This window comes from Streptomyces sp. NBC_00203 (assembly GCF_045206325.1).
GTDB classification, from domain to species: domain Bacteria; phylum Actinomycetota; class Actinomycetes; order Streptomycetales; family Streptomycetaceae; genus Streptomyces; species Streptomyces lutosisoli.
The window spans coordinates 54590-74884 of record NZ_CP108126.1; the positions used below are offsets into that span (position 1 = coordinate 54590).

Sequence of the window (20295 nt, forward strand, 5' to 3'; positions counted from 1 at the left end):
TCGGGCGCGCGGGCATGTCTGCCTCAGGCAGTTCATGTTCAGCCTGGCGAGCGCTAGTTCCTCTGCACCGTGCGGGTGACACCCGCGATGACAGCGGTCGTCAGCACCCATCCCAAGGCGATCAGGAGATAAGCCAGCCATTGGAGGCTGCCGTCCGTCCAGTACCAGGCCGTGCGCTGGCCCAAACCGCCGATGGGGATCAAAAGGTCGAGCGTGTAGACGAGAGGCTGGAACGGAGCGCCTTCGCCCTGCTTCACCGGGGTCGGAGAGTGCGCGCCGAAGACCAGAGTGCCCAGCAGGGTCAGTGCCAAGAGCCAGACGCCGGCCAGCCAGGGGCGGTAGCCATAGCCAACGGTCACGTCGAGCAAGTGCCCCCAAGTACGCGTGGGCAGGGACAGGGTGCAGCGCCGGTGGCGCTGCTTGGCCAGGAGCACCCGGCGTGCGTCGTCGTCGTGGCCGATCGTCCGGTACCAGCTCGCCAACTGCTCATACGGCTGCGGGCTGTAGCCCGGGCTGCGCCGTATCCACGCCACGCGGCGGGCCACGGAGTCCCACCGGCCCACCGCCTCCCGCCGCTCGCCGGACTCCACCTTCTTGATAGAGCCATAGACAAAGCCCTCCAACTCCACCACGTCCGGCCAGCTCTGCTCGCTGTCGTGGACGTAGGACACCTGTGCGCCACGCAGGTCCACGGTGCCGGACGGTTGCCGGGCGAGGGTGAAGTCGAAGTCGACAGCCTGCATCAGCAGGGCTGTCAATGACGGGCCGTGGCCGTCAGGCGGCCCGTTCAGGACCGCTCCTTCAAAGGTCAGGTTGTCCGAGATCCGAGCACCTCGCAGCCGCACGGTCCCGTTCGCGGTGAACCCGTCGGAGAAGTCGAGCGTCGAGGCCACGGCGTTGTCCAGGGCGAGCGCGACCCCGCGCCGACCGGGGCGTTCCAGTAGTGCGCCCCGCATGTGCAGTCCGCCTGGCAACTGCGCCCCCATAAGGCGGACTTCACCGTGCGCGATGAATCCGTCCGCGCAGTAGACGCCGCCCTCCGCTACCAGTCCGCCAGCGGACACCGCCCATTCCTCGGGTGCGGTGATCTCGGCGCCGTTGAGGTTTACGGCGCCGCTCACGGTGGCGTTGATGAGCGACAAGGCGGTGACCCTGCGGTGGAAGGGTGAGGCAGAGCCGCTTTCCAGGCGAGAGCGCCGCAGGTCGAGGCGCCCGTCGATACGGATCATGCCGGCTTCCACGCCCGGCACTCGGCTGCCCACAATCGCAATCGACTGGGTCGACGCACCGGAGAGGTCCACGCCCTCCTCGACCCAGCAGTCCTCGAGCCAGAGGGCGTGAGCGACCTGCGCGCCGGCCAGGTTGAAGTGTCCGGATATCCGCGCCCCGGCAAGCCTCAGACACGCCACGGCGCCCGGTCGCGCGGTATTTGTGCCCAGGAGGAGTGCCACGATCACGGTTGCCCGCACCGTCCGCCCGGGGCCCCACTGCCCGCCTCCGTCGACACGGTCATCCTCGGGCACACCCGTGCGCAGGTCCACGCGGCGTCCCTCGGGGAACGCGTCCCACAGCTCACGCTCCGGTGAAGTCAACTCGTCGTATGAGAGCACCCATGCAGCGTAGCGATCTTCCTTCGTGCTCGCCTCGCCCCAAGCGCACGGATCGGAGGGCAGCCCATTTTCATCGGCCGGTCGTTCGAGAGCATTCCTCGGCGCGAAGCGCCGGGGCGGGGTCAGACTGTGGCGGCTTGTTCGGCTCGGGCTTTGGTCTGGGCGAGGCGGTAGGAGTCCGTGCCGGTTTCGAGGATGGCCGCATCGAAGGTGAGGCGGTCGACGATGGCCGTGCAGAGCCGCGGATCGGTGAATGTCTTGGTCCATCCGCCGAAGCTCTCGTTGGAGGCGATGGCGACGCTGTTCTACTCTTCGCGTTCGGTCAGGACCTGGAACAGCAGCTCGGCACCCCTGCGATCAAGCTCCATATACCCTAATTCGTCAATACAGAGGAGATCGACGCGTCCGTAGCGTGCGATCGTCTTGGTCAGGAGCCGCTCGTCGGCGGCCTCGACGAGTTCGTTCACCAGTTTCGTGGCGAGGGTGTAGCGGACGCGGTAGCCCTTCATCGCGGCCTCCGCGCTCAACGACAAACGACACTACGACTCACCGACAGAGCCAGTTCCCGGACGCGGCGCCGTCTCCTTCGGCCCGGCCTGACCGCCGGCGGCCGCGGCGCTTGGGGTGTGTACGCCGAGTCAGCAGTCTGCGGAAGTCCGCCCAGACTTCGTACGCCTCGTAGCCGAACATCACTTGGTTTCCCCGGGATTGACGGGAACCAGCAGGCCGTCGCCCGGCCACAGGGCGCACCCGGCTTCCGCCCAGGCCAGTTGCCTGCCGACCTCGGCCAGGACCTCGATACGGTCGGCTGCCCCGTACGCCTGATAGCGCTCGGCTGCCGGGTCGTAGACCCGGACCTCGCTCTGCGGGCCGGAGCACACCAGGGCACGGGCGATGTCCGGCAGACCCAGGCTGAGACCGTCGCATTCACGGTCCTGGATGAGCTGAAGCAGGTCTGCGGTGACCGCCGCCCAGTCGCCGACGTCCGGCCAGAGCGCGCCGCCGTCCAGCTCGTGGGTGAGCGTGGACAGCGGCACGATCTCGCCTGGGCGGCGGCCGCGGGTGAGGCGGTCGTGGATGCGGGCGCCGTCAGGCTGCCGGACGTGCGGGTGAAGCAGCGAGGCTGCGGCCACGAGCGAGGTGTTGATCTCCTGTGCGGGTGCCGAGTAGTAGGTGTTGCGGGTCAGGACGTTGGTGACGTGAGTTGTTGGCAGATCAGTTGGTGAGCAAGTTGCGCCGTCGCGAGCAGGTCCTCGCGAGCCGTGTCGACGTTGGACCGCACTGACAATCCGTGCCAGACGGATTGGATGAGCCCGGTCAGGACCGCTGCGTTGGTGCCCGCGGTTAGTTCCCCGTCCTGGATCGCTCGCTCGATGCGCACGAGGAGGGCCTGCTCGTTCGAGCTATGCAGTTCGGCGACGTAGGCGCTGGTATCGAGCGTGCTCGTGCTGTCGGTCATCACGGCGCTGCTGATGAGACACCCCGGGTGCGTGCCGCTTGGCTGGGTGAACTCGTGGACCGAGTCGGTCAGGATGCGTTCGATGACGGTCTGGATGACGTTCTCGGCGACAGCCTGCTGGTAGATCTCGCGGTACCGCTCGGCGTAGGTCCACACCGCTTCCTCGAACAGTCCGGCCTTGCTGCCGAAGGCGGCGTAGAGGCTGGACGTGGAGAGCCCGAGGGCCGCGGTCAGGGTGCGGGTCGAGGTGCCGGAGTAGCCGCGTCGCCAGAAGAGGCGAGCGGCTTCGAGGACCGCACGGTCGCGGTCGAAGGCTCGGGGGCGTCCACGGTTGCGTTCGGTCACGCTTGCATTGTAGATCGTTCGCTCCATAATAGATTTATGGAGCGAACGATTCAGAAGAAGCTTGCAGTCGACGGGGACAGCTGGGTCACGGTCGATGTATACGGGGAGCCGGATGCTCCGGGCCTCGTCATCGTCCCGGGCGTCATGAGCGATGCGCACACGTGGCGCCGGGTCGTGGGCGCCATCGCGGCCTGGCCCTCAGTGGTAGTCGTAAACCGTCGGGGACGCACTCCCTCGGGGCCCTTGACCAATTCCTACTCGCTGCGGACAGAGGTCGAGGACCTCGGCGTGGTCCTTGACGAGTTCGACAGCACGAGGGCGCTCTTCGGCTGGAGCTACGGCGGCTTGATCACCTTGCTAGCCGCCAACGATCGCCCGATTCCCCATGTGATCGCCTACGAGCCGGTGATGCAGCCATTCGGACGCCATGCAGTGCCGGACCTGAAGAGCGCAGCGGAGACGGCGGACTGGGATCGCTGCGTCGAGATCGTCAATCGGCAGATCTCCGGCTTCTCCGCTGCGCATGTCGAGGATCTTCAGGCCGATCAGCACGGTTGGGCGATCTTGCGTCGCTTGAGCGAACCGCTGTACGCCGAACTCGGCGCGCTCAACGCGGCGCCGCCTCCGGATGTGATGGCGCGACAGGCAGATCAAGTGGACCTGATCATCGGCCAGTGCAACCGCGGAACAGCTCCCTACGGAACGTCGTTCGACAATGTGCGGCAGCACGTCGCTCACGCCGGAGTCCACGAACTCGCCGGCCAGGGCCATCTGGCCCACATTTCGGCGCCGGCAGAGCTTGGCCACCTGCTCAACAACCTCGCCGCCATCTGATGGGCACCCATGCCAACGCACCGCTCTCCATTGAGGGCCGCAGGCGACTCGTCGAGCGATGCAAGTCACGTCCGATCGCCCACGTTGCCGCGGAGATGGGCATCTCCAGGGCATGCGCCTCCAAGTGGGTCAACCGGTACCGTCGTCATGGTGAGCTCGGCCTGCACGACCGGTCCTCCACACCCCACCGCCAACCCACAGCCACACCGGGCGAGGTAGTGGAGCGGATTGAGCAGATGCGCCGAAACCACAAGTGGTCCGCAGGACGGATCGCCTTCGAACTCAGCCAAACCACGCACGCCGTGAGCCGTCGCACCGTCACCCGGCACCTCGCCCATCTCGGTCTGAGCAGACGACGATTCATCGACCCCGACGGCCACACCACGCGGAAACCACGCACAATCACCGCTCGCCGACCGGGCCACATGGTGCACATCGACGTGAAGAAGGTCGGACGGATACCTGACGGCGGCGGATGGCGCGCCCACGGCCGAAACAGCGATCACTCCCGGGCAGTCAGCCGGAACAAGAAGAAGACCGGCCGTGGAGGGTACGTGTACCTGCACTCGGCGATCGACGGACACACCCGCCTCGCCTACACCGAGCCCTTGCCGGATGAGAAAGCCTCGACGGCGATTGCGTTCCTGCACCGGGCCAGGGCGTGGTTTGCCGTACACGGCATCACCCGGATCGAACGGCTCGTCACCGACAATGGCGCCTGCTACCGGGCAGATGCGTTCACCCGCGCCCTACTCGGCTCACGGCACCAACGGATCCGACCGTACACGCCCCGGCACAACGGGAAAGTGGAACGGTACAACCGGATCCTGGCCGAAGAGTTCCTGTACGCGCGTACCTGGACCTCCGAAACACAGCGCGCCCAGGCGCTGGCGGTCTGGAACATCCACTACAACTACCACCGACCCCACACCGCCCTCGGCGGACAACCACCCGCAGCAACACTCGGGCAGACTGTCACCAACGTCATGTCCTCATACACCTAGCCTCGCATCTGGGCCAACCTTCGAGCCACGTCAGTGCCGCCAGCGAAGATGGCTCTGGGGGACCCCTTTCCCAACAGATGGCCGGAGGACAAGCCTCGGGGCCGGTCTAGTTCAGAGAAGGTCGCGATTCCCGTACAGCTCTACGCGGCCACCGATGAGACCGAGTTGGGATGGGGCGAGTGAAGCCACGGTCGACCGCCCAGCTCCCCGCACGAGCAGAGACACGTCCAGGCAGCCCTGAACGCCGATGCCGGCGAAGCGAGTTGCCCTACACCCACCTACGCGCCGGCCGGGTGGCGCTCGCGACCGTTGTTCGGGCGCTGGTGCCACGTCCTTTCCGTGGTGAGCTTGTGGACCGTATGCCACGTCGTCACGATGCGCGGCGTGCCCTTCCCGTCCATCTCGTGGCGGTTGATGGCCGTATCCCGTGACGAGGGGTCAGTGACCAGCCGTGCGTGGGGATTTCGCACCACCACTGCCACCTCGACCGTGTTCTCCCGCCCCATTGTGTTGAGCCTTGCGCACCTTTACTGTTCGACTTTGCCTGAGTCTGTTTGATACTGATCGCTCAGGCGGTATGGAGGCCGCAGTGCGGAGTAAACGGATCGGTTCAGAAGCTGTGAGACCCGGCCGCCGTCGGTGGTGGAGGGTGGTCCTCGCCACGGCCGCGACCATCGCCCTGGCCGCGGGCATGACCGCGCCCGCCGCGGCGCAGGACGTCGGCGGGAAGCAACCCGCCGCTGCGGCTGCCGCCAGTGCGGGGGCACACACGGTGAGTATCGACGGCTACTCGTTCCTCGTCGACGGCAAGCGGACCTACCTGTGGTCCGGCGAGTTCCACTACTTCCGGCTCCCGAGCCCGGACCTGTGGCGCGACATCTTCCAGAAGATGAAGGCCGCAGGCTTCAACTCCACGTCGCTGTACTTCGACTGGGGATACCACTCGCCGAAGCCGGGTGTGTACGACTTCAGCGGGGTGCGTGACGTCGACAAACTGCTCGACATGGCCGAGGAGGCCGGGCTCTACGTCATCGCCCGCCCGGCGCCGTACATCAACGCGGAGGTCGACAGCGGGGGGCTGCCCGGCTGGCTGACCACCAAGGCGGGGAACAACCGCAGTGACGATCCGCGGTTCCTGAAGTACGCGGACGAATGGCTGACCCAGATTGACCGGATCATCGCCCGTCACCAACTGACCAACGGGACCGGCTCCGTCATCGCCTACCAGGTCGAGAACGAGTACTACAACGGCTCGGCCGCCGGCCACTCCTACATGAAGCACCTGGAGGACAAGGCCCGCGCCGACGGCATCACCGTGCCGCTGACCGGCAACAACAACGGCACCTTCAACTCGGGTACCGGCGCCCTGGACGTCGACGGCCCCGACTCCTACCCGCAAGGCTTCGACTGCTCGAACCCCTCGAAGTGGAACGGCGTTCCGGACATCAGCTACGACCACCCCGCCGGCAGGCCGCTGTACTCGCCGGAGTTCCAGGGCGGCGCCTTCGACCCCTGGGGCGGGCCGGGCTACGACAAGTGCGCCCAGCTGATCAACGACCAGTTCGCCAACGTGTTCTACAAGCAGAACATAGCCGTCGGTGCCACCGCGCAGAGCTTCTACATGACCTACGGCGGCACCAACTGGGGCTGGCTGGGCATGCCGCAGAACTACACGTCCTACGACTACGGCGCCGCAATCCGTGAGAACCGCCAGCTCGACCCGAAGTACGACGAGGACAAGCTGATCGGGTACTTCACCCAGTCGGTCGCACCGCTGACCAAGACCGAGACGATCAGGGCCACACCGCCGGACGACTCCGCGGTCGTGGACACCGCCCGGATGAACCCCGACACCAAGACGCAGTTCCACGTCCTGCGGCACGGCAACTCCACGTCCACCGCGGTCGACAAGGCCCACATCGCGCTGGACTTCAACGCCCAGCCCGCCGCCGACACGACCTACACCTGGGACGACCCCGACTCCGCGCTGCAGTACACCGGTTCGTGGTCGCACGTGGCCGACCAGAGCTACACCGGCGGCGACTACAAGCACACCGAGTCCTTCTCCAACAAGGCCGGTGACTCGGTGACCGTCCCCTTCGACGGCACCGCGATCCGCTGGATCGGCTCGAAGACCAGCAACCACGGCAATGCCGACGTCTACCTCGACGGCACCAAGGTCGCGACGGTCGACGACTCCGGCAGCGAGAACCAGGCGGTGATCTTCCAGAAGGCCGGCCTGCCGGACGGAGCGCACACTCTGAAGATCGTCGTCAACGGCAGCCACAGCTCGGGCTCCACCGACAACTACGTGGCCATCGACGCCATCGACGTGCCGACGGGTACCGCCGCCGCGGAGCCGACCTACCCGGCCGTGCCCCAGCAGCCGGGCACCGCGATCACGCTCGACGGACGCGACTCACACGTGATCGTGGCCAACTACCGGCTCGGCGATTCGCAGTTGCAGTACTCGACCTCGGAGATCATGACCAGCGCGACCATCGGTGACCGGGACGTCGCCGTGCTCTACGGTGATGCGGGCAGCGACGGCGAGACCGTGCTGCGCTACGCCTCCAAGCCGACAGTGACCTCCAGCGGCGGCCCGGTCACGACAACCTGGGACGCGGCCACCGGCGACCTTCGGCTGAATTACACGCACAAGGACCTGATCCGCGTCAGCATCACCGGTGGCGGACAGCGCCCGCTCGAACTGCTGGTCGGCGACAGGGCCACGGCCAAGACCTTCTGGCGTCAGGACACAGCGGCCGGCCCTGTCCTCGTGCGCGGCAGCCACCTGCTGCGGACGGCGACCAGCCTGAACGGCGACCGCACCCTGGCACTCACCGGCGACAACGCCGACGACAAGAACATCGAGGTGTTCACCTCCGCCGACCACATCACCTGGAACGGCCGGACCGTCGACACCCGGGCCGGCGGCTCGGGGAGCCTCACCGGGAAGATCCCGACGGCGGCCCCGATACACCTGCCGGCACTCACCAACTGGAAGCACAGCGAGGAGTCGCCCGAAGCAGCCCCCGGCTTCGACGACACCAGCTGGCAGGTGGCCGACAAGACGACCACCAACAGTGTCTCTGGCGTCAACGCGCTGCCGGTGCTCTACGCGGACGACTACGGCTTCCACACCGGCAACACGTGGTACCGCGGCCGCTTCCACGCCACCGGCAAGGAGACAGGCATCCGCCTGGTCTCGGACTCCGGCGGAGGGGCGCAGGCGTTCTCCGCCTGGCTCAACGGCACCTTCCTGGGCAGCTCCACCACGGGCAGGGCCGACTTCACCTTCCCGGCCGATGCGCTCAAGTCCAAGGGTGACAACGTCATTTCCGTGCTCACCGTGAACATGGGGCACGAGGAGGACTACAACTCGACCAACGGCAACAAGACCGCGCGCGGCCTGATCAGCGCCTCCCTCGCCGGGGCACCGCTGACCGCCGTCACCTGGCGGCTGCAGGGCGTACGCGGCGGCGAGGACCTGCAGGACACGGTGCGCGGGCCGCTCTCGACGGGCGGCCTGTACGGCGAGCGGGCCGGCTGGTCCCTGCCCGGTTTCCCGGACGGCAAGTGGAAGAAGACGTCCCTTCCGACGACCGACACCCGTCCCGGGGTCTCCTGGTACCGCTCCGACGTCGCCCTGGACCTGCCGCACGGCCAGGACACGTCGCTCGGGCTGACGTTCACCGACGACCCGTCACGCAAGTACCGGGCCACGATCTTCGTGAACGGCTGGCAGGTCGGCAACTACGTCAACTACCTCGGGCCGCAGCACACGTTCCCGGTGCCGAACGGGATCCTGAACCCGAACGGCCGCAACAGCATCGCCATTGCCGTATGGAACCTGGACGGCAGCACCGGCGGCCTCGGCAAGGTGTCGCTCACCAACTACGGCAGCTACGCCTCGTCCCTGCACGTCGCGCAGAACGACAGCCCCCGCTACGACGCCCACACGTACGCGATGCCGAAGCGGCCGGGAGCGGACGTCACCCTGGACGTGCCGGACACCGCACAGCCAGGACAGGCCTTCACAGCCGACGCGACGGTGCGGGTGCCGAAGGACCGACCGTCCGCCTCCCGACTGACGGCCTCGCTCTCCGCGCCCGACGGCTGGGACGTGAGCGCCGCGAGCCCCGCGTCGGTCGAGCGCCTGCAACCCGGCCAGTCGGCCACCTTCACCTGGAAGGTCCAGCCGCCGACGGGGAAGCTGCCGTCCGCCTCGGCACTCACCGCGACAGTCCACTACCTACAGAACGGACGGCAGGCCACCGGCGGTGACGAGCGCATCGTCGGCGGGATCCCGCCGGCTCCGCCGACCGGGAAGAGCGCCGTGAGCGACCTACCCTTCTTGTCGTCCACCAACGGGTGGGGCCCGGTGGAGCGCGACAGCAGCGTCGGTGAGCAGGCGGCCGGGGACGGCCGTCCGATCAGTATCGCCGGTGTCGGTTACGCCAAGGGCCTGGGCACCAACTCGGTCAGCGACGTCGAGCTCTACCTCGCCGGAAACTGCTCACGGTTGACGGCGGACGGCGGTGTCGACGACGAGACGGGTGGTGCGGGAACGGTGACGTTCTCCGTGATCGCCGACGGCAAGACCTTGGTGACCACGCCGACGATCCGCGGCAAACAGGCCGCGGTGCCCATCGACGTCGACGTCAGCGGCGCCCAAGTGGTCGACCTCAAGGTCGGTGACGCCGGAGACGGCAACGGCAACGACCACGGTGACTGGGCGATGCCGACCCTGACCTGCGGCTAGGGCCCGTCTTCAAACGGATCTTGCCCAGAGCGGCAACGAGGTCAGACAGACCGCTGCCTCATACGAGGCGGCGGTCTTGTCGTATCTGCTCGGGCCCCGGAGGTCTTCACACCTCAGCCATACGAGCAACTGGCTTCCGCCTAACAGCGGCAGGACCGGGACGCCGACGCACGGACCGTCCTGGTCGTAGGCCTGCGCTCACATCGCGCGACTCCGGGCCGCTCAGCATCGCCGACGGCGGCTGCCAAGGAACCGGCCTGCTCATCCCGCACCGCAAACGACGCGGTCAGACGCACCTCAGCCCGCAGCAGGAGGCGGAGAACGCCGTTCACCGCCGGGCGCGCGCCCGGGTGGAACACGCCCTGTCCCGGCTGAAGAACTGGAGGATCCTGCGGGACTGCCGGCTCAAGGGCCACGGCGTTCACCAGGCGATGCTCGGCATCGCCCGGCTCCACAACCTGGCCCTCACTGGATAACTCACGCCCCATACGGGACTTCCCAATGCTGATGTCAAGCCGATGCCGCGGCGGGAAGTGAGGCGTGATAGCACTCTCTGTCACGGATCATCGCCCACAAAACATTGACACGTCGGCGGGCGAGGGGCGGCCTGCTGCTGGGCGTGATGGTCACCGCCGCGGACGTCGGCGACCGCACCGCCGCCCACGTGCTGCCGCGGCGGCCCTGGAGGTCCGCAAGGCGGCCCAGGCCGACGGCCGGTCCCCGACCGTCACCCCCACCATTGCCACGCCCGCCCTGCCCGAGCCGACAGGTCACCGAGCATGCCCGCACCGAAACCGGGGTGCGGGGGCGCCGCCACGCTGCGAAACTGCCACGATGATCACCATGCCTGCCGCCGTGCTGGACTCGTTGCACGGACTCGCCTTCGGGGACGCATTCGGCGACCGGTGGTTCGGCATCCTGCGCCGGGACGGCCCGGCGGCCCTGGAGACGCGGACTCTGCCCGCGGAACCGCTGTGGCGGTGGAGTGACGACACCGCCCAGGCGCTCGTCCTTGTCCAGGAACTTGCCGTGGGCGGCGGCGCCGTCGACCAAGACCGCCTCGCCGGGCGCTTCGCGGCCGCCTACGCCGGCGACACGCATCGCGGCTACGGAGCCTCGATGCACGACGTGCTCCGCCGGATCGGCGCGGGCGAGCCCTGGCGGGAGGTGGTCGCTGGGCAGTTCGGCGGCCAGGGCTCCTGGGGTAACGGTGCAGCGATGCGCGCCGCGCCGCTCGGCGCCTGGCACGCCGCCGACCTCGACGCGGCCGCCGAGCAGGCCGCCCGCCAGGGCGTGGTCTCGCACCACCACCCGGAGGCGGTGGCCGCCGCGGTGGCCGTCGCCCTTGCCGCCGCCCTGGCAACCCGTGGCCGGGGCGAGCCCGCTCCGGCCCGCCCGGACTTCCTCCACGCCGTCGCCGAACGCCTCCCCGACAGCGACGTCCGGTCGGGAGTGCGGGTCGCGGCCCGGATGTCGGAGCGCACCTCGGTCCGGCACGCCGCGGAGGTCCTGGGCTCCGGCTACCGGATGTCCGGGCCCGACACCGTCCCGTACGCCCTGTGGTGCGCGGCGAGTCACCTCGACGACCTGCACGAGGGCCTGTGGTTCACGGTCGCCGGACGCGGCGACATCGACACCACCTGCGCCATCGCGGGCGGGGTGATCGCCGCCCGAACGGGCGTCACCGCCCTTCCCCCTGCCTGGCACGCCGCCCGCGAACCGCTGCCCCCGGTCGTGTCGGAGTAAGCCTTCCTCGGGCGCCTGCCGTAGCGCAGGCTCGGCGTTGCCGGGGAGCTCCTCGCTCTGACGAATGGGAGTGTCTAATATCAACGCCCCTGTCTCATATTCGGTGGTGACGGAGGGTTGCCAAGGTCGTTGACATTTACATGCGAGATGTCAACGAGCTTGTAGATGTGGTGTTCTCGGGGCTGTTGCCGCTGGTCATCGTGGACGTGACCGACGAAGGCGGGCGGATCCTGGTGCGAGCACGGACACCGGCGGACATGGTGCCGTGCCCGAGCAGCGGGGCGCCGTCCGGGCGGGTGCATGGCTTCACCTGCGGACGGTGGCCGACGTACCGGTGGACGGGCGACGGGTAGTAGTCCGTGTGCGGGTGCGGCGGCTGGTGTGTCCCACGCGATGCTGTCGGCACACCTTCCGTGAGCAGGTGCCTGGGGTGCTGAAGCGATACCAGCGACGCACGGCCCGTCTGACCAGGCAAGTCAAGGCCGTGGTCAAGGAGTTAGCGGGCCGGGCCGGGGCTCGTTTGCTGGCAATACTTGCGGTGGGCGTCTCGCGGCACACCGCCCTGCGGACCCTGCTGCGTATCCCACTGCCCACCGGGCGAATACCCCGAGTGATCGGCGTCGACGACTTCGCTCTGCGCCGGCGCCACCGCTATGCCACCGTGATCATCGATGCCGAGACCCACGAGCGGATCGACGTGCTGCCCGACCACACGGCCGACACCCTGGAAGCATGGTTACGCGCTCATCCGGGCGTCGAGGTCGTCTGCCGCGACGGCTCCGCGACTTACGCCGAGGCCATCCGTCGTGCTCTGCCCGACGCGGTGCAGGTTGGTGATCGCTGGCATTTGTGGCACAACCTGTGCGAAGCCGCGCTGAGCGAGGTCAAGGCGCACAGCACCTGCTGGGCCACCGTCCTGGACGCGCCCCTCTACGACGGCCCCCGTGCACAGACCACCCTGGAACGCTGGCACCAGATCCACGACCGGCCTGGACGACGTGCTGATGCTGGTCTGCGACGGGCTCAAGGGTCTGCCTGAGGCTGTGGAGACCGTCTGGCCCCGCACGATTGTCCAGACGTGCGTGGTTCACCTGCTGCGCAACTCGTTCCGTTACGCGGCCCGCCAGGACTGGGACAAGGTCGCCAAAGCGCTCAAGCCCGTTTACACCGCCCCGAGCGAGGACGCGGCGACGGAGCGGTTCCTGGAGTTCCAGGACTCCTGGGGGACGAAGTATCCGGCGATCGTGAAGCTGTGGTCCGACGCCTGGGCCGAGTTCGTACCCTTCCTCTCCTTCGACGTCGAGATCCGCAAGGTCATCTGCAGCACGAACGCGATCGAGAGCGTCAACGCCCGCATCCGCAGGGCCGTCCGCGCCCGCGGGCACTTTCCCAACGAGGCCGCCGCTCTGAAATGCATCTACATGGCGCTGATGAGCCTGGACCCGACCGGCAAGGGCCGCAAGAGGTGGACCATGCGCTGGAAGGCGCCCCTGAACGCCTTCCAGATCGCCTTCGAAGGCCGCCTGACCCCGAGCAACAACTGACATCTCAACAACCAAGATCAGCCGTTAAGTTGACACACCCGGAGCGTGAGCGCAGCCCGGGCCCTGCGCGCCGCGCAGGTGGCTCTGTCGGTGAGTCGTGATGTCGTTTGTCGTTGAGCGTGGATGGCACCGTCGTGTCGGCGAAGTCGAAGTCGCTGAGTTTTAACGGCACTTGGGGCCTTGTGGTGGGACGATGGCTGTGCTTCTCCCGCTGGGGGCACCGATGTGCATGTCGAAATCCAAGGCCGATCTGTACGCGGCGATCCGCCGGACAGCGCGTCACAGAGCACGAGTTGAGGAGTGAAGCGATGCAGTACACCCGTCTCGGCGGCTCCGGCCTCATCGTGTCCCGGATCGGCCTCGGCATGATGAGTTACGGCAACACCAGCCGCCGTGCCTGGCATCTCGCCGAAGAGGAGGCCGAGCCGATCGTGCGGCACGCGGTGGAGGCGGGCGTGACCCTGTTCGACACCGCCGACATGTACGACCGCGGCGCCAGCGAGGAGGTCACCGGGCGGCTGCTCGCCAAGCTGTTCGACGACCGCGACGACTACGTGCTGGCCACCAAGGTGTACTACCCGATGAGCGAGAAGCCCGGCGCCCGCGGGCTGTCGCGCAAGCACATCCTCGCCTCCGTGGACACCTCCCTGCGCCGTCTCGGCACCGACCACATCGACCTCTACCAGATCCACCGCTGGGATGACGAGACGCCCATCGAGGAGACCATGGAGGCGCTCGATGCCGTCGTACGGGCCGGGAAGGTCCGTTACCTCGGCGCATCGAGCATGTACGCATGGCAGTTCGCTAAGGCGCAGTACACCGCCGCACTCGCCGGCGGCACACGCTTCGCGGCCATGCAGAACCACTACAACCTCATCTACCGCGAAGAAGAACGGGAGATGATCCCCCTCTGCCTCGGCCAAGGGGTCGGCATCCTGCCCTACAGCCCGCTCGCACGCGGACTCCTCGCGGGCAGCCGGGCACGCGGCGGCGAGCACACCACCACGCGCAGTGGCACCGACCCGCTCGCCGACACCCTCTACACGGAAGCCGACTTCGACATCATCGACACGCTCCGCACCGTCGCCTCCGAACTCGGCCTGCCACCCGCGCAGACTGCCCTCGCCTGGCTGCTGGGCAAGGAAGGTGTCAGCGCCCCGATCGTCGGTGCGACCAGGCTCACCCACCTCCAAGACGCCGTCGCAGCGCTCGATGTCACGCTCTCCCCGGAACAGGTGGAGCGCCTGGAAGCGGACTACCGACCGCACCCGGTGGCAGGACCCCAGTAGCCGGCCTTGCGCCACCAACGTCCGGATGTTCCGTCGGACTTCGTAGCCGTACTGCGGCGCTCCTCGGCACTGGTCGGCGACGCATGAGTCGTGCTGTTCTCGGCTTGCGCCCCGAACAGGCAGCCACAGTCTGACCCCACCCCCGGCGCTTCGCGCCGGGGAATGCTCTCCAACGACCGTCCGATGAGCTGTCCGCGCACCCGAGCGACATCGAAACTCACCGACATTCACAGGCCCACCGGCCCGCGGATGACATCTGAACTCATCGACAAACGACATCGCTACTCGCGTACGTAGCCACGCAGGGCCCAACATGGGGGCCGGCAGCGCGGGTTCGGCCACTTCGTACGGCATCGTGGCCGGTCAGCGATGGCGTACCGGCTCGGCGGGAAGATCGCTGGGTATAGTGCAGGCGTTTCGGGGAACCGGCGACCCGGAGTCGGCCGACCTCACGCGCCACCTCGCGTTCATCGGCATCCGGGACCCTGGCGGAGCCCCGGTGACCCATATCGCTGAGGAGGCCGTCCCATGGAACCCGTCACGCTGATCACCGGTGGCTCGACCGGAATCGGCGCCGCCACCGCCCGCGCCCTGCTCAAGCAGGGCCACCGCGTGGCCGTCACCGGACGTGACGCAGACAAGCTGGCCGCCTTCGCCGCTTCGGCCGGAGCGGGCGAGCGGCTGCTGACGATCACCGGCGACACCAGCGACGAGCACGATGTCGCCTCCGCCGTGCGCCGCGTGGTGGACGCGTGGGGCCGGCTGGACAACGTCATCGCCAACGCCGGTTTCTCACTGCCCGGCAACCTGGAGAGCCACGCCCCCGAGGACATGCGCGCCATGGTCCTCACCAACGTCCTGGGCCCGGCCCTGCTGGTGCGGGAGACCCTGCCGCACCTCAGGGAGTCCAAGGGCCGGATCGTGATCATCGGTTCGGTCGCCGGGGTGCGCAACACGCCTGGCAACCTGTACTCGGTCACCAAGTGGGCCGCGCACGCGCTGGCCGAGAACACCCGGCTGCTGGTCGGCAAGGACGGAGTCGGCGTGACCGTCGTCGCCCCCGGGGTGGTGGACACCCCGTTCTGGGACGAGCGCGGCGGCACCCCCGAGGCGACGCCGACGATGACCGCCGAGCAGATCGCGGACACGATCGTCTTCGCCGTCAACCAGCCCGCGGGCGTGGACATCAACCACATCACCATGCGGCCGACCGGGCAGCTCGGCTGACGCCGCGCTCCCAACGACCGTACGATAAGGCGCCTTGGGCCCCCGCCGCATACCACGCGGTGCGGGCCGAAGGCGCCTTCGGGCGTCCGGATGGACGCGCGGTGACACGGCCACAGCACGCAGCACTCACGCCATGAGGGGCGGCCGCAGCGGGCCGCCAAAACCCGGATCAGGCCGCCCCGACCGCCGGTCAAGACGAGCAGGAGCAGACCGTGCGTCCAGCGCCCGCCCGGAAAGGCGGGGCGGCCGGCGCGGCCGGTGCGGGCACCGGGCGGGGATGAGGGCGCCGGGTGGGGATGAGGGCGCCGGGTGGGGATGAGGGCGCCGTCGACCAGCACGACCACGCCCCCCTGCCGGGCGATCCTCTTCCATGCCCGGTCCAGGCGCTCCGCGCGGGCAGCGGGCAGGTGCACCACTTCCAGCAGCCGGCCGCGCACGACCTGGACGGACACCTCATCGGGTGTGGCTCTCCCTGAGTGAGATCGCCGCGTGGGTTGTTGCTGCCAGGGATCGTTTGCCGGATCGTCGTGTCCAGGGTTCGGGGCGGGGAGGCGGCGATGGTGTCGTGGGTGGAGGAACTGGAACGGCGGGAGACTGCTGTACGGGACCGGATCCCTGAACTGCGTGGACAAATCGAGGAGTTGACGGACCTTTTGATCGAGCAGGAAGGAGTGGTGTCGCGGCTGGAAATCACGCGGGAGACAATGAGTGAGATCTTCACCGCCCCTCACCGACATTCAAACCGTCTTGAACGATCAAGCGAGCCGGCCCAGTTACATCGGCGCCGATAGCGCCGACGTGAACCGCCCCAGCCGGGCGACGCCAGCCAGCGCCGCCACCCTCAGGCCCTTATCTGTCATGGTCTGAGCGATGCGCAGCGCCTCGTTGGCATCAACAGCCCTGACCGCCACCACGAGTGCACCCAGTGCCATCTCCTTCCATACTCCGTCGAAGGTCTGGTCATTGCTGCTGATGGTCTGGGCGACGCGCTCGGCATCAGCCGCGATACGCAGCGCCTCACCGGCATCAACAGCCGCCACCACCCCCGCGACGCCGAGACCGGTACACGCCAGCAGCGCAACCAGGAAACGGTCCCGGGCCCTGGCAGCCAGGGCGATCATCCGGCGGATCTGCTCATCGCTGAGGTCTTCAGAGCCAGGTTCGGTGATCTGAAAGCGGAACATGGCCGCCCGTACCTGGCGCCGCCGGCCCAACTCGCCGGTGTCACAGCCGGGCGGGGTGAAGCGCAGCAGCTTCGGCTCCGACAGCAGTGCCGTCGTGTCGGCCGGCACCCAGCCGTGCACAGCGGCGAACCGCAGGAACTCCCCCACCACCGTCATGATCGCGTTCGCCGTCCCCCGCGAGCGGTACCGGACCGGACCGCACCTGGCCGGCGCGGGGCGAGACGGGGCCCGTCCGCGCAGTGCGCGGACGGGCCCCGTGCGCGGTGTCGGCACCGTGAAGGTGGTGCCGCTCTCCCCGCCAGGCACGAAACCTGCCCCGGGACCAAAAGCCAGCCACCGGGCCAAAGTGCTCAGTTGATGTCGGATGTTGGTGTGGCGTCCACCTTGGTCAGCTGGGTGCCGATGGAGTAGACGGCAGGCTTGCCGTTGGCGGAGATGACGCCGAGCTCGGTCTGTGCGTAGTGGCGGACAATCTTGTACATCTGCGCGTCCGGGTTGTGCTTGACGAACGGCTTGTCCGATTCGCCGAGGTTGATATAGGAGTGCAGGTCCTTGGCGAGGAAGGTCTCATCGACGGCGCTGTCGGACAGCACAAGGGCGCCACCGTCAGCGGTCTTCGCGGCGAAGACGTCCCCGGCGTGGGGGGCGGTCTTTTTGAAGTCGACCCAGGCGTGGCCGCCCAGGTTGTTTTCCCGCTCGGTGTACCAGGACCTGCCGGTGCGTCGGGCTGGGGTGTCGGCGAGCGGGGTGTTGCGGCCGCCTGTCACCCACAGATCGGTGACCAGTTCCGGCAGCTGCGCGGGCGCCGTCTTACCGATCTTGGTGTCGGGGGCGACGGCCTTCATCAGCCCGGCCTTGTCGAGGGCGATGTGCGGCACCTTGGCCACCTCAGTCCCTTCGAAGTCGCGGGCAACGACCATCCGCCAGCCGTCACCGGAGCGCTGGAAAACGAGGAACCTGACGTCCTTTGACCACAGCTTGCCCGGCTTGCCGTGGGTGAGGTGCGCGCCTTGGGTGCGCACCAGGAACCAGTCGGCCTTCGAGGAAGCGGGCGGGATGTAGAAGGTGCGGTTGACGTACACGAACGGAGCGAGATTGTCCGCGACGTCGCTCTCGTCGAGGGCGGGAATCTGCGTGAAGTACGCCTGGTCCATCGCGAGGACAGCGCCGTCTTCCGCCCTCGCCATGAGTGAGGCGGAACGCTTGGCGTTGGCCTGGTTGTTGGCCTTCTGGTAGGCGTCCACCGTCGTGTTCGCCTCGGCCTTGGTGAGCAACGGCCTCTCGGCCGTCGCAGCGCCCGAGCCCTCGGAGGCGGTGTCGGCGGTGGAACATCCGGTCAAGGAAGTTGCGACTGAAAATACGGCCGCGGCGAACACGCCGATGCGCGTGGCACGGGTTATGTGAGCAGAGCGGGCCGAGTGGGCCATGGCAAGTATCCCCGTTTTCTCGAGTGGTTTCAGCGACCGCCCTGCGCAGCGCGCACGAGACGATCAACGCGCCAGGGTATCGACACGCACCCAGGCGGCAACTCCCGCCCCATCCGGGACCGGACCGTAGCGTTCCGGACGGGGCTGAAAACAGGCCTTTGGTGTCCACCAGCCCTGGGCGTTTGACGTGCACCTCGCCTGACGATGCATCGATTCCGGGCTCGGTCCATGAACAGTGATCCGTGACCGTTGTGCGAACGCCTTCGCAAAGCACGCTTTGCCGCAACCGTGGCCAGCCCTGCTCATTCGGGGTTCAGGAACACGCTCAGCGCGCGAGGATGACCTCGCCCCGGCTGTCCGGGCACGCGCGGAGAATCTCGGTGAGCTCGGCCCGCTCGGCGGGATCGATCGCCAGGCCCCAGCGGGTTTTCACGGCCACCCAGTCGGTGGCGTAGGTGCAGCGGTAGCCGGCTGCGGGCGGCTGCCAGGTGGAAGGGTCCTGATCTGCCTTCGAGCGGTTGCTGGCGGCGGAGACCGCGATTACTGACCTCTTCGGGGTGTTGTCGGGTGGTGGGTGAGGCTGAAGCCGGTGCCTGCGAGGCAGCCGTCGATGAGTTCGGGATGACGCTGGATGCGACGCAGTCCGCGGCGTAAGACGCGTTCGAGGTGTTCGTGATCCGTGAAGGCGACGTTGGCCAGCGGGCCGCGTCGCAGCAGTGACCACACCCCACCCACCGGATTCAGATCCGGTGCATAGGAGGGGAGTTGCACGATGGTGAGCCAGTCATGGTCAGCGGCGTACTGGCGCATGCCGGCAGCCCGGTGGGTGTTGAGATTGTCCCAGATCAAGACGATCGGGGCGCCGAGCTGCAGGTGGGCGCGCACGACCAGGTCGCGGTAGTCGCTCCAGGCGAAGCTCTTGCGCCCGGAACCGGGATGCTTGCGGTGACGGTAGGGCAGGTAGATCAGCCGCGATGTCTCGCCGGGCTTGTAGCAGCACAGGGCTGCGATCGAGAAGCGGCGCCAGGAACGGCCCCGCACCCGCACCACCGGCGTGTGCCCACGCAGGCTCCATGTGCGGGCGACGGACGGTGTCATCGAGAACCCGGCCTCATCCTCGAACACCACATAGGCCCCGAGCGCCGCCGCAGTCATTCCACCTGCGGCCACACCTCCTTCTTCCACAACCCCACCGCGTCCTCATCACGCTCCAGCGCCCGGCGAGCGGGCGACTGCCAGGACCAGCCGTGCCGGTGCAGCAGCCGCCACACCGCCGCCGACGAACACTCCAGCTCGAACTTCCACCAGATCAGCGCCCGGATCCTGGCCAGCGTCCAGCGCTGGTCCTCCCAGCCGTGAACGGCCGGACCCCGCGCCAACTCCCGTTCCAGTTCGGCGAACCGCTCATCGGACAACTTCGGCACCTTCGCAGGCCCCGCCGACGCCAGGTCATCCATACCGCCCGCCCGCCAGACACGCCGCCACCGCTCCACCGACCGTTCACTGACCCGCAGATCCTTCGCGATCACCGCGTTCTTCTCGCCCCGCACGAACCGCTCACCGGCCTCGAAGCGGATCCGCTCTCGAGCTTGCTGCCGCTCGGCGGTCAACCCGCCACCCTGCGCGTACCGCATACCACCGGCCTACCGCAGGGATCACCACCCGTCACCCCCTCCGACAACACCCCGAAGAGATCAGTAGACACTCCCGCCCCGGATGTGGAGCATGATCGAGTCCACCGGATCTTCCGACCCGATGTTGAGTTCGACGGACCAAGTCGGGCCGGAAAGCTCGCCCCAGGCTGGGTCCGAGAGGTCAGCTTCGGGGCAAGCCTGAGTGACAGCTGCGCGTACGTCGTCGC

The 20295-nt window shown here is 68.0% G+C and carries 13 protein-coding genes and 5 pseudogenes; 9 read left to right on the forward strand and 9 right to left on the reverse strand.

Annotated elements, in window-relative coordinates:
• Positions 1-53: 53 nt before the first annotated feature.
• From OG975_RS00240 to OG975_RS00255, 4 genes and pseudogenes are all read right to left on the reverse strand, one after another.
• Positions 54-1610: an oxidoreductase gene (locus tag OG975_RS00240; protein WP_406326550.1), complete on the reverse strand. Its 1557-nt coding sequence runs from the start codon at positions 1608-1610 to the stop codon at positions 54-56.
• 122 nt (positions 1611-1732) lie between these two features.
• Positions 1733-2143: pseudogene (locus tag OG975_RS00245) on the reverse strand (ATP-binding protein); the annotation flags it as partial.
• A 156-nt stretch (positions 2144-2299) separates the two neighbouring features.
• Positions 2300-2743, reverse strand: a complete 444-nt coding sequence (locus OG975_RS00250; RefSeq protein WP_406326551.1) for a hypothetical protein — start codon at positions 2741-2743, stop codon at positions 2300-2302.
• A gap of 50 nt (positions 2744-2793) precedes the next feature.
• A complete protein-coding gene (locus OG975_RS00255) occupies positions 2794-3414 on the reverse strand; it encodes a TetR/AcrR family transcriptional regulator (RefSeq protein ID WP_406326552.1) in 621 nt (206 codons plus the stop codon).
• A gap of 36 nt (positions 3415-3450) precedes the next feature.
• Here OG975_RS00255 and OG975_RS00260 point away from each other — a divergent pair, with 36 nt between their 5' ends.
• The 9 genes and pseudogenes from OG975_RS00260 to OG975_RS00300 all read left to right on the forward strand — a co-directional run bounded on the left by OG975_RS00260 (position 3451) and on the right by OG975_RS00300 (position 15823).
• Complete coding sequence (locus OG975_RS00260) at positions 3451-4248, forward strand: alpha/beta fold hydrolase (protein WP_406326553.1); 798 nt, start codon at positions 3451-3453, stop codon at positions 4246-4248.
• Positions 4248-5252, forward strand: a complete 1005-nt coding sequence (locus tag OG975_RS00265; RefSeq protein ID WP_406326554.1) for an IS481 family transposase — start codon at positions 4248-4250, stop codon at positions 5250-5252. Before OG975_RS00260 ends, OG975_RS00265 begins: the two co-directional genes overlap by 1 nt.
• Before the next feature lie 691 nt (positions 5253-5943).
• Positions 5944-10017: a beta-galactosidase gene (locus OG975_RS00270; RefSeq protein ID WP_406336096.1), complete on the forward strand. Its 4074-nt coding sequence runs from the start codon at positions 5944-5946 to the stop codon at positions 10015-10017.
• Between the two features lie 155 nt (positions 10018-10172).
• Positions 10173-10493: pseudogene (locus OG975_RS00275) on the forward strand (transposase family protein); the annotation flags it as partial.
• Positions 10494-10851: 358 nt separating this feature from the next.
• Positions 10852-11763, forward strand: coding sequence for an ADP-ribosylglycohydrolase family protein (locus OG975_RS00280; protein ID WP_406326555.1), 912 nt, complete (start codon positions 10852-10854; stop codon positions 11761-11763).
• A 140-nt stretch (positions 11764-11903) separates the two neighbouring features.
• Positions 11904-12745, forward strand: a pseudogene (locus OG975_RS00285) (ISL3 family transposase); the annotation flags it as partial.
• Between the two features lie 4 nt (positions 12746-12749).
• A pseudogene (locus OG975_RS00290) lies at positions 12750-13307 on the forward strand (transposase); the annotation flags it as partial.
• Between the two features lie 308 nt (positions 13308-13615).
• Positions 13616-14596 carry an aldo/keto reductase gene (locus OG975_RS00295; protein ID WP_406326556.1) on the forward strand — a complete coding sequence of 327 codons (981 nt, stop codon included), beginning with the start codon at positions 13616-13618 and terminating at the stop codon, positions 14594-14596.
• 528 nt (positions 14597-15124) lie between these two features.
• On the forward strand, positions 15125-15823 hold the full coding sequence (locus OG975_RS00300) for an SDR family oxidoreductase (RefSeq protein WP_406326557.1): 699 nt from the start codon (positions 15125-15127) through the stop codon (positions 15821-15823).
• A 773-nt stretch (positions 15824-16596) separates the two neighbouring features.
• On the opposite strand, the gene OG975_RS00305 is transcribed toward OG975_RS00300, so the two are convergent.
• The 5 genes and pseudogenes from OG975_RS00305 to OG975_RS00325 form a co-directional block, all read right to left on the reverse strand.
• The gene (locus OG975_RS00305; protein WP_406326559.1) at positions 16597-17163 is read right to left on the reverse strand and encodes a hypothetical protein; all 567 of its coding nucleotides are present in this window, start codon (positions 17161-17163) and stop codon (positions 16597-16599) included.
• A 194-nt stretch (positions 17164-17357) separates the two neighbouring features.
• Positions 17358-18347 carry a hypothetical protein gene (locus tag OG975_RS00310; RefSeq protein ID WP_406326560.1) on the reverse strand — a complete coding sequence of 330 codons (990 nt, stop codon included), beginning with the start codon at positions 18345-18347 and terminating at the stop codon, positions 17358-17360.
• A 412-nt stretch (positions 18348-18759) separates the two neighbouring features.
• Positions 18760-18984, reverse strand: a pseudogene (locus OG975_RS00315) (hypothetical protein); the annotation flags it as partial.
• Complete coding sequence (locus tag OG975_RS00320) at positions 18975-19532, reverse strand: transposase (RefSeq protein ID WP_406336097.1); 558 nt, start codon at positions 19530-19532, stop codon at positions 18975-18977. The pseudogene OG975_RS00315 and the gene OG975_RS00320, both read right to left, overlap by 10 nt.
• Before the next feature lie 53 nt (positions 19533-19585).
• Positions 19586-20068, reverse strand: a complete 483-nt coding sequence (locus tag OG975_RS00325; protein ID WP_406326562.1) for a winged helix-turn-helix domain-containing protein — start codon at positions 20066-20068, stop codon at positions 19586-19588.
• Positions 20069-20295 lie beyond the last annotated feature (227 nt).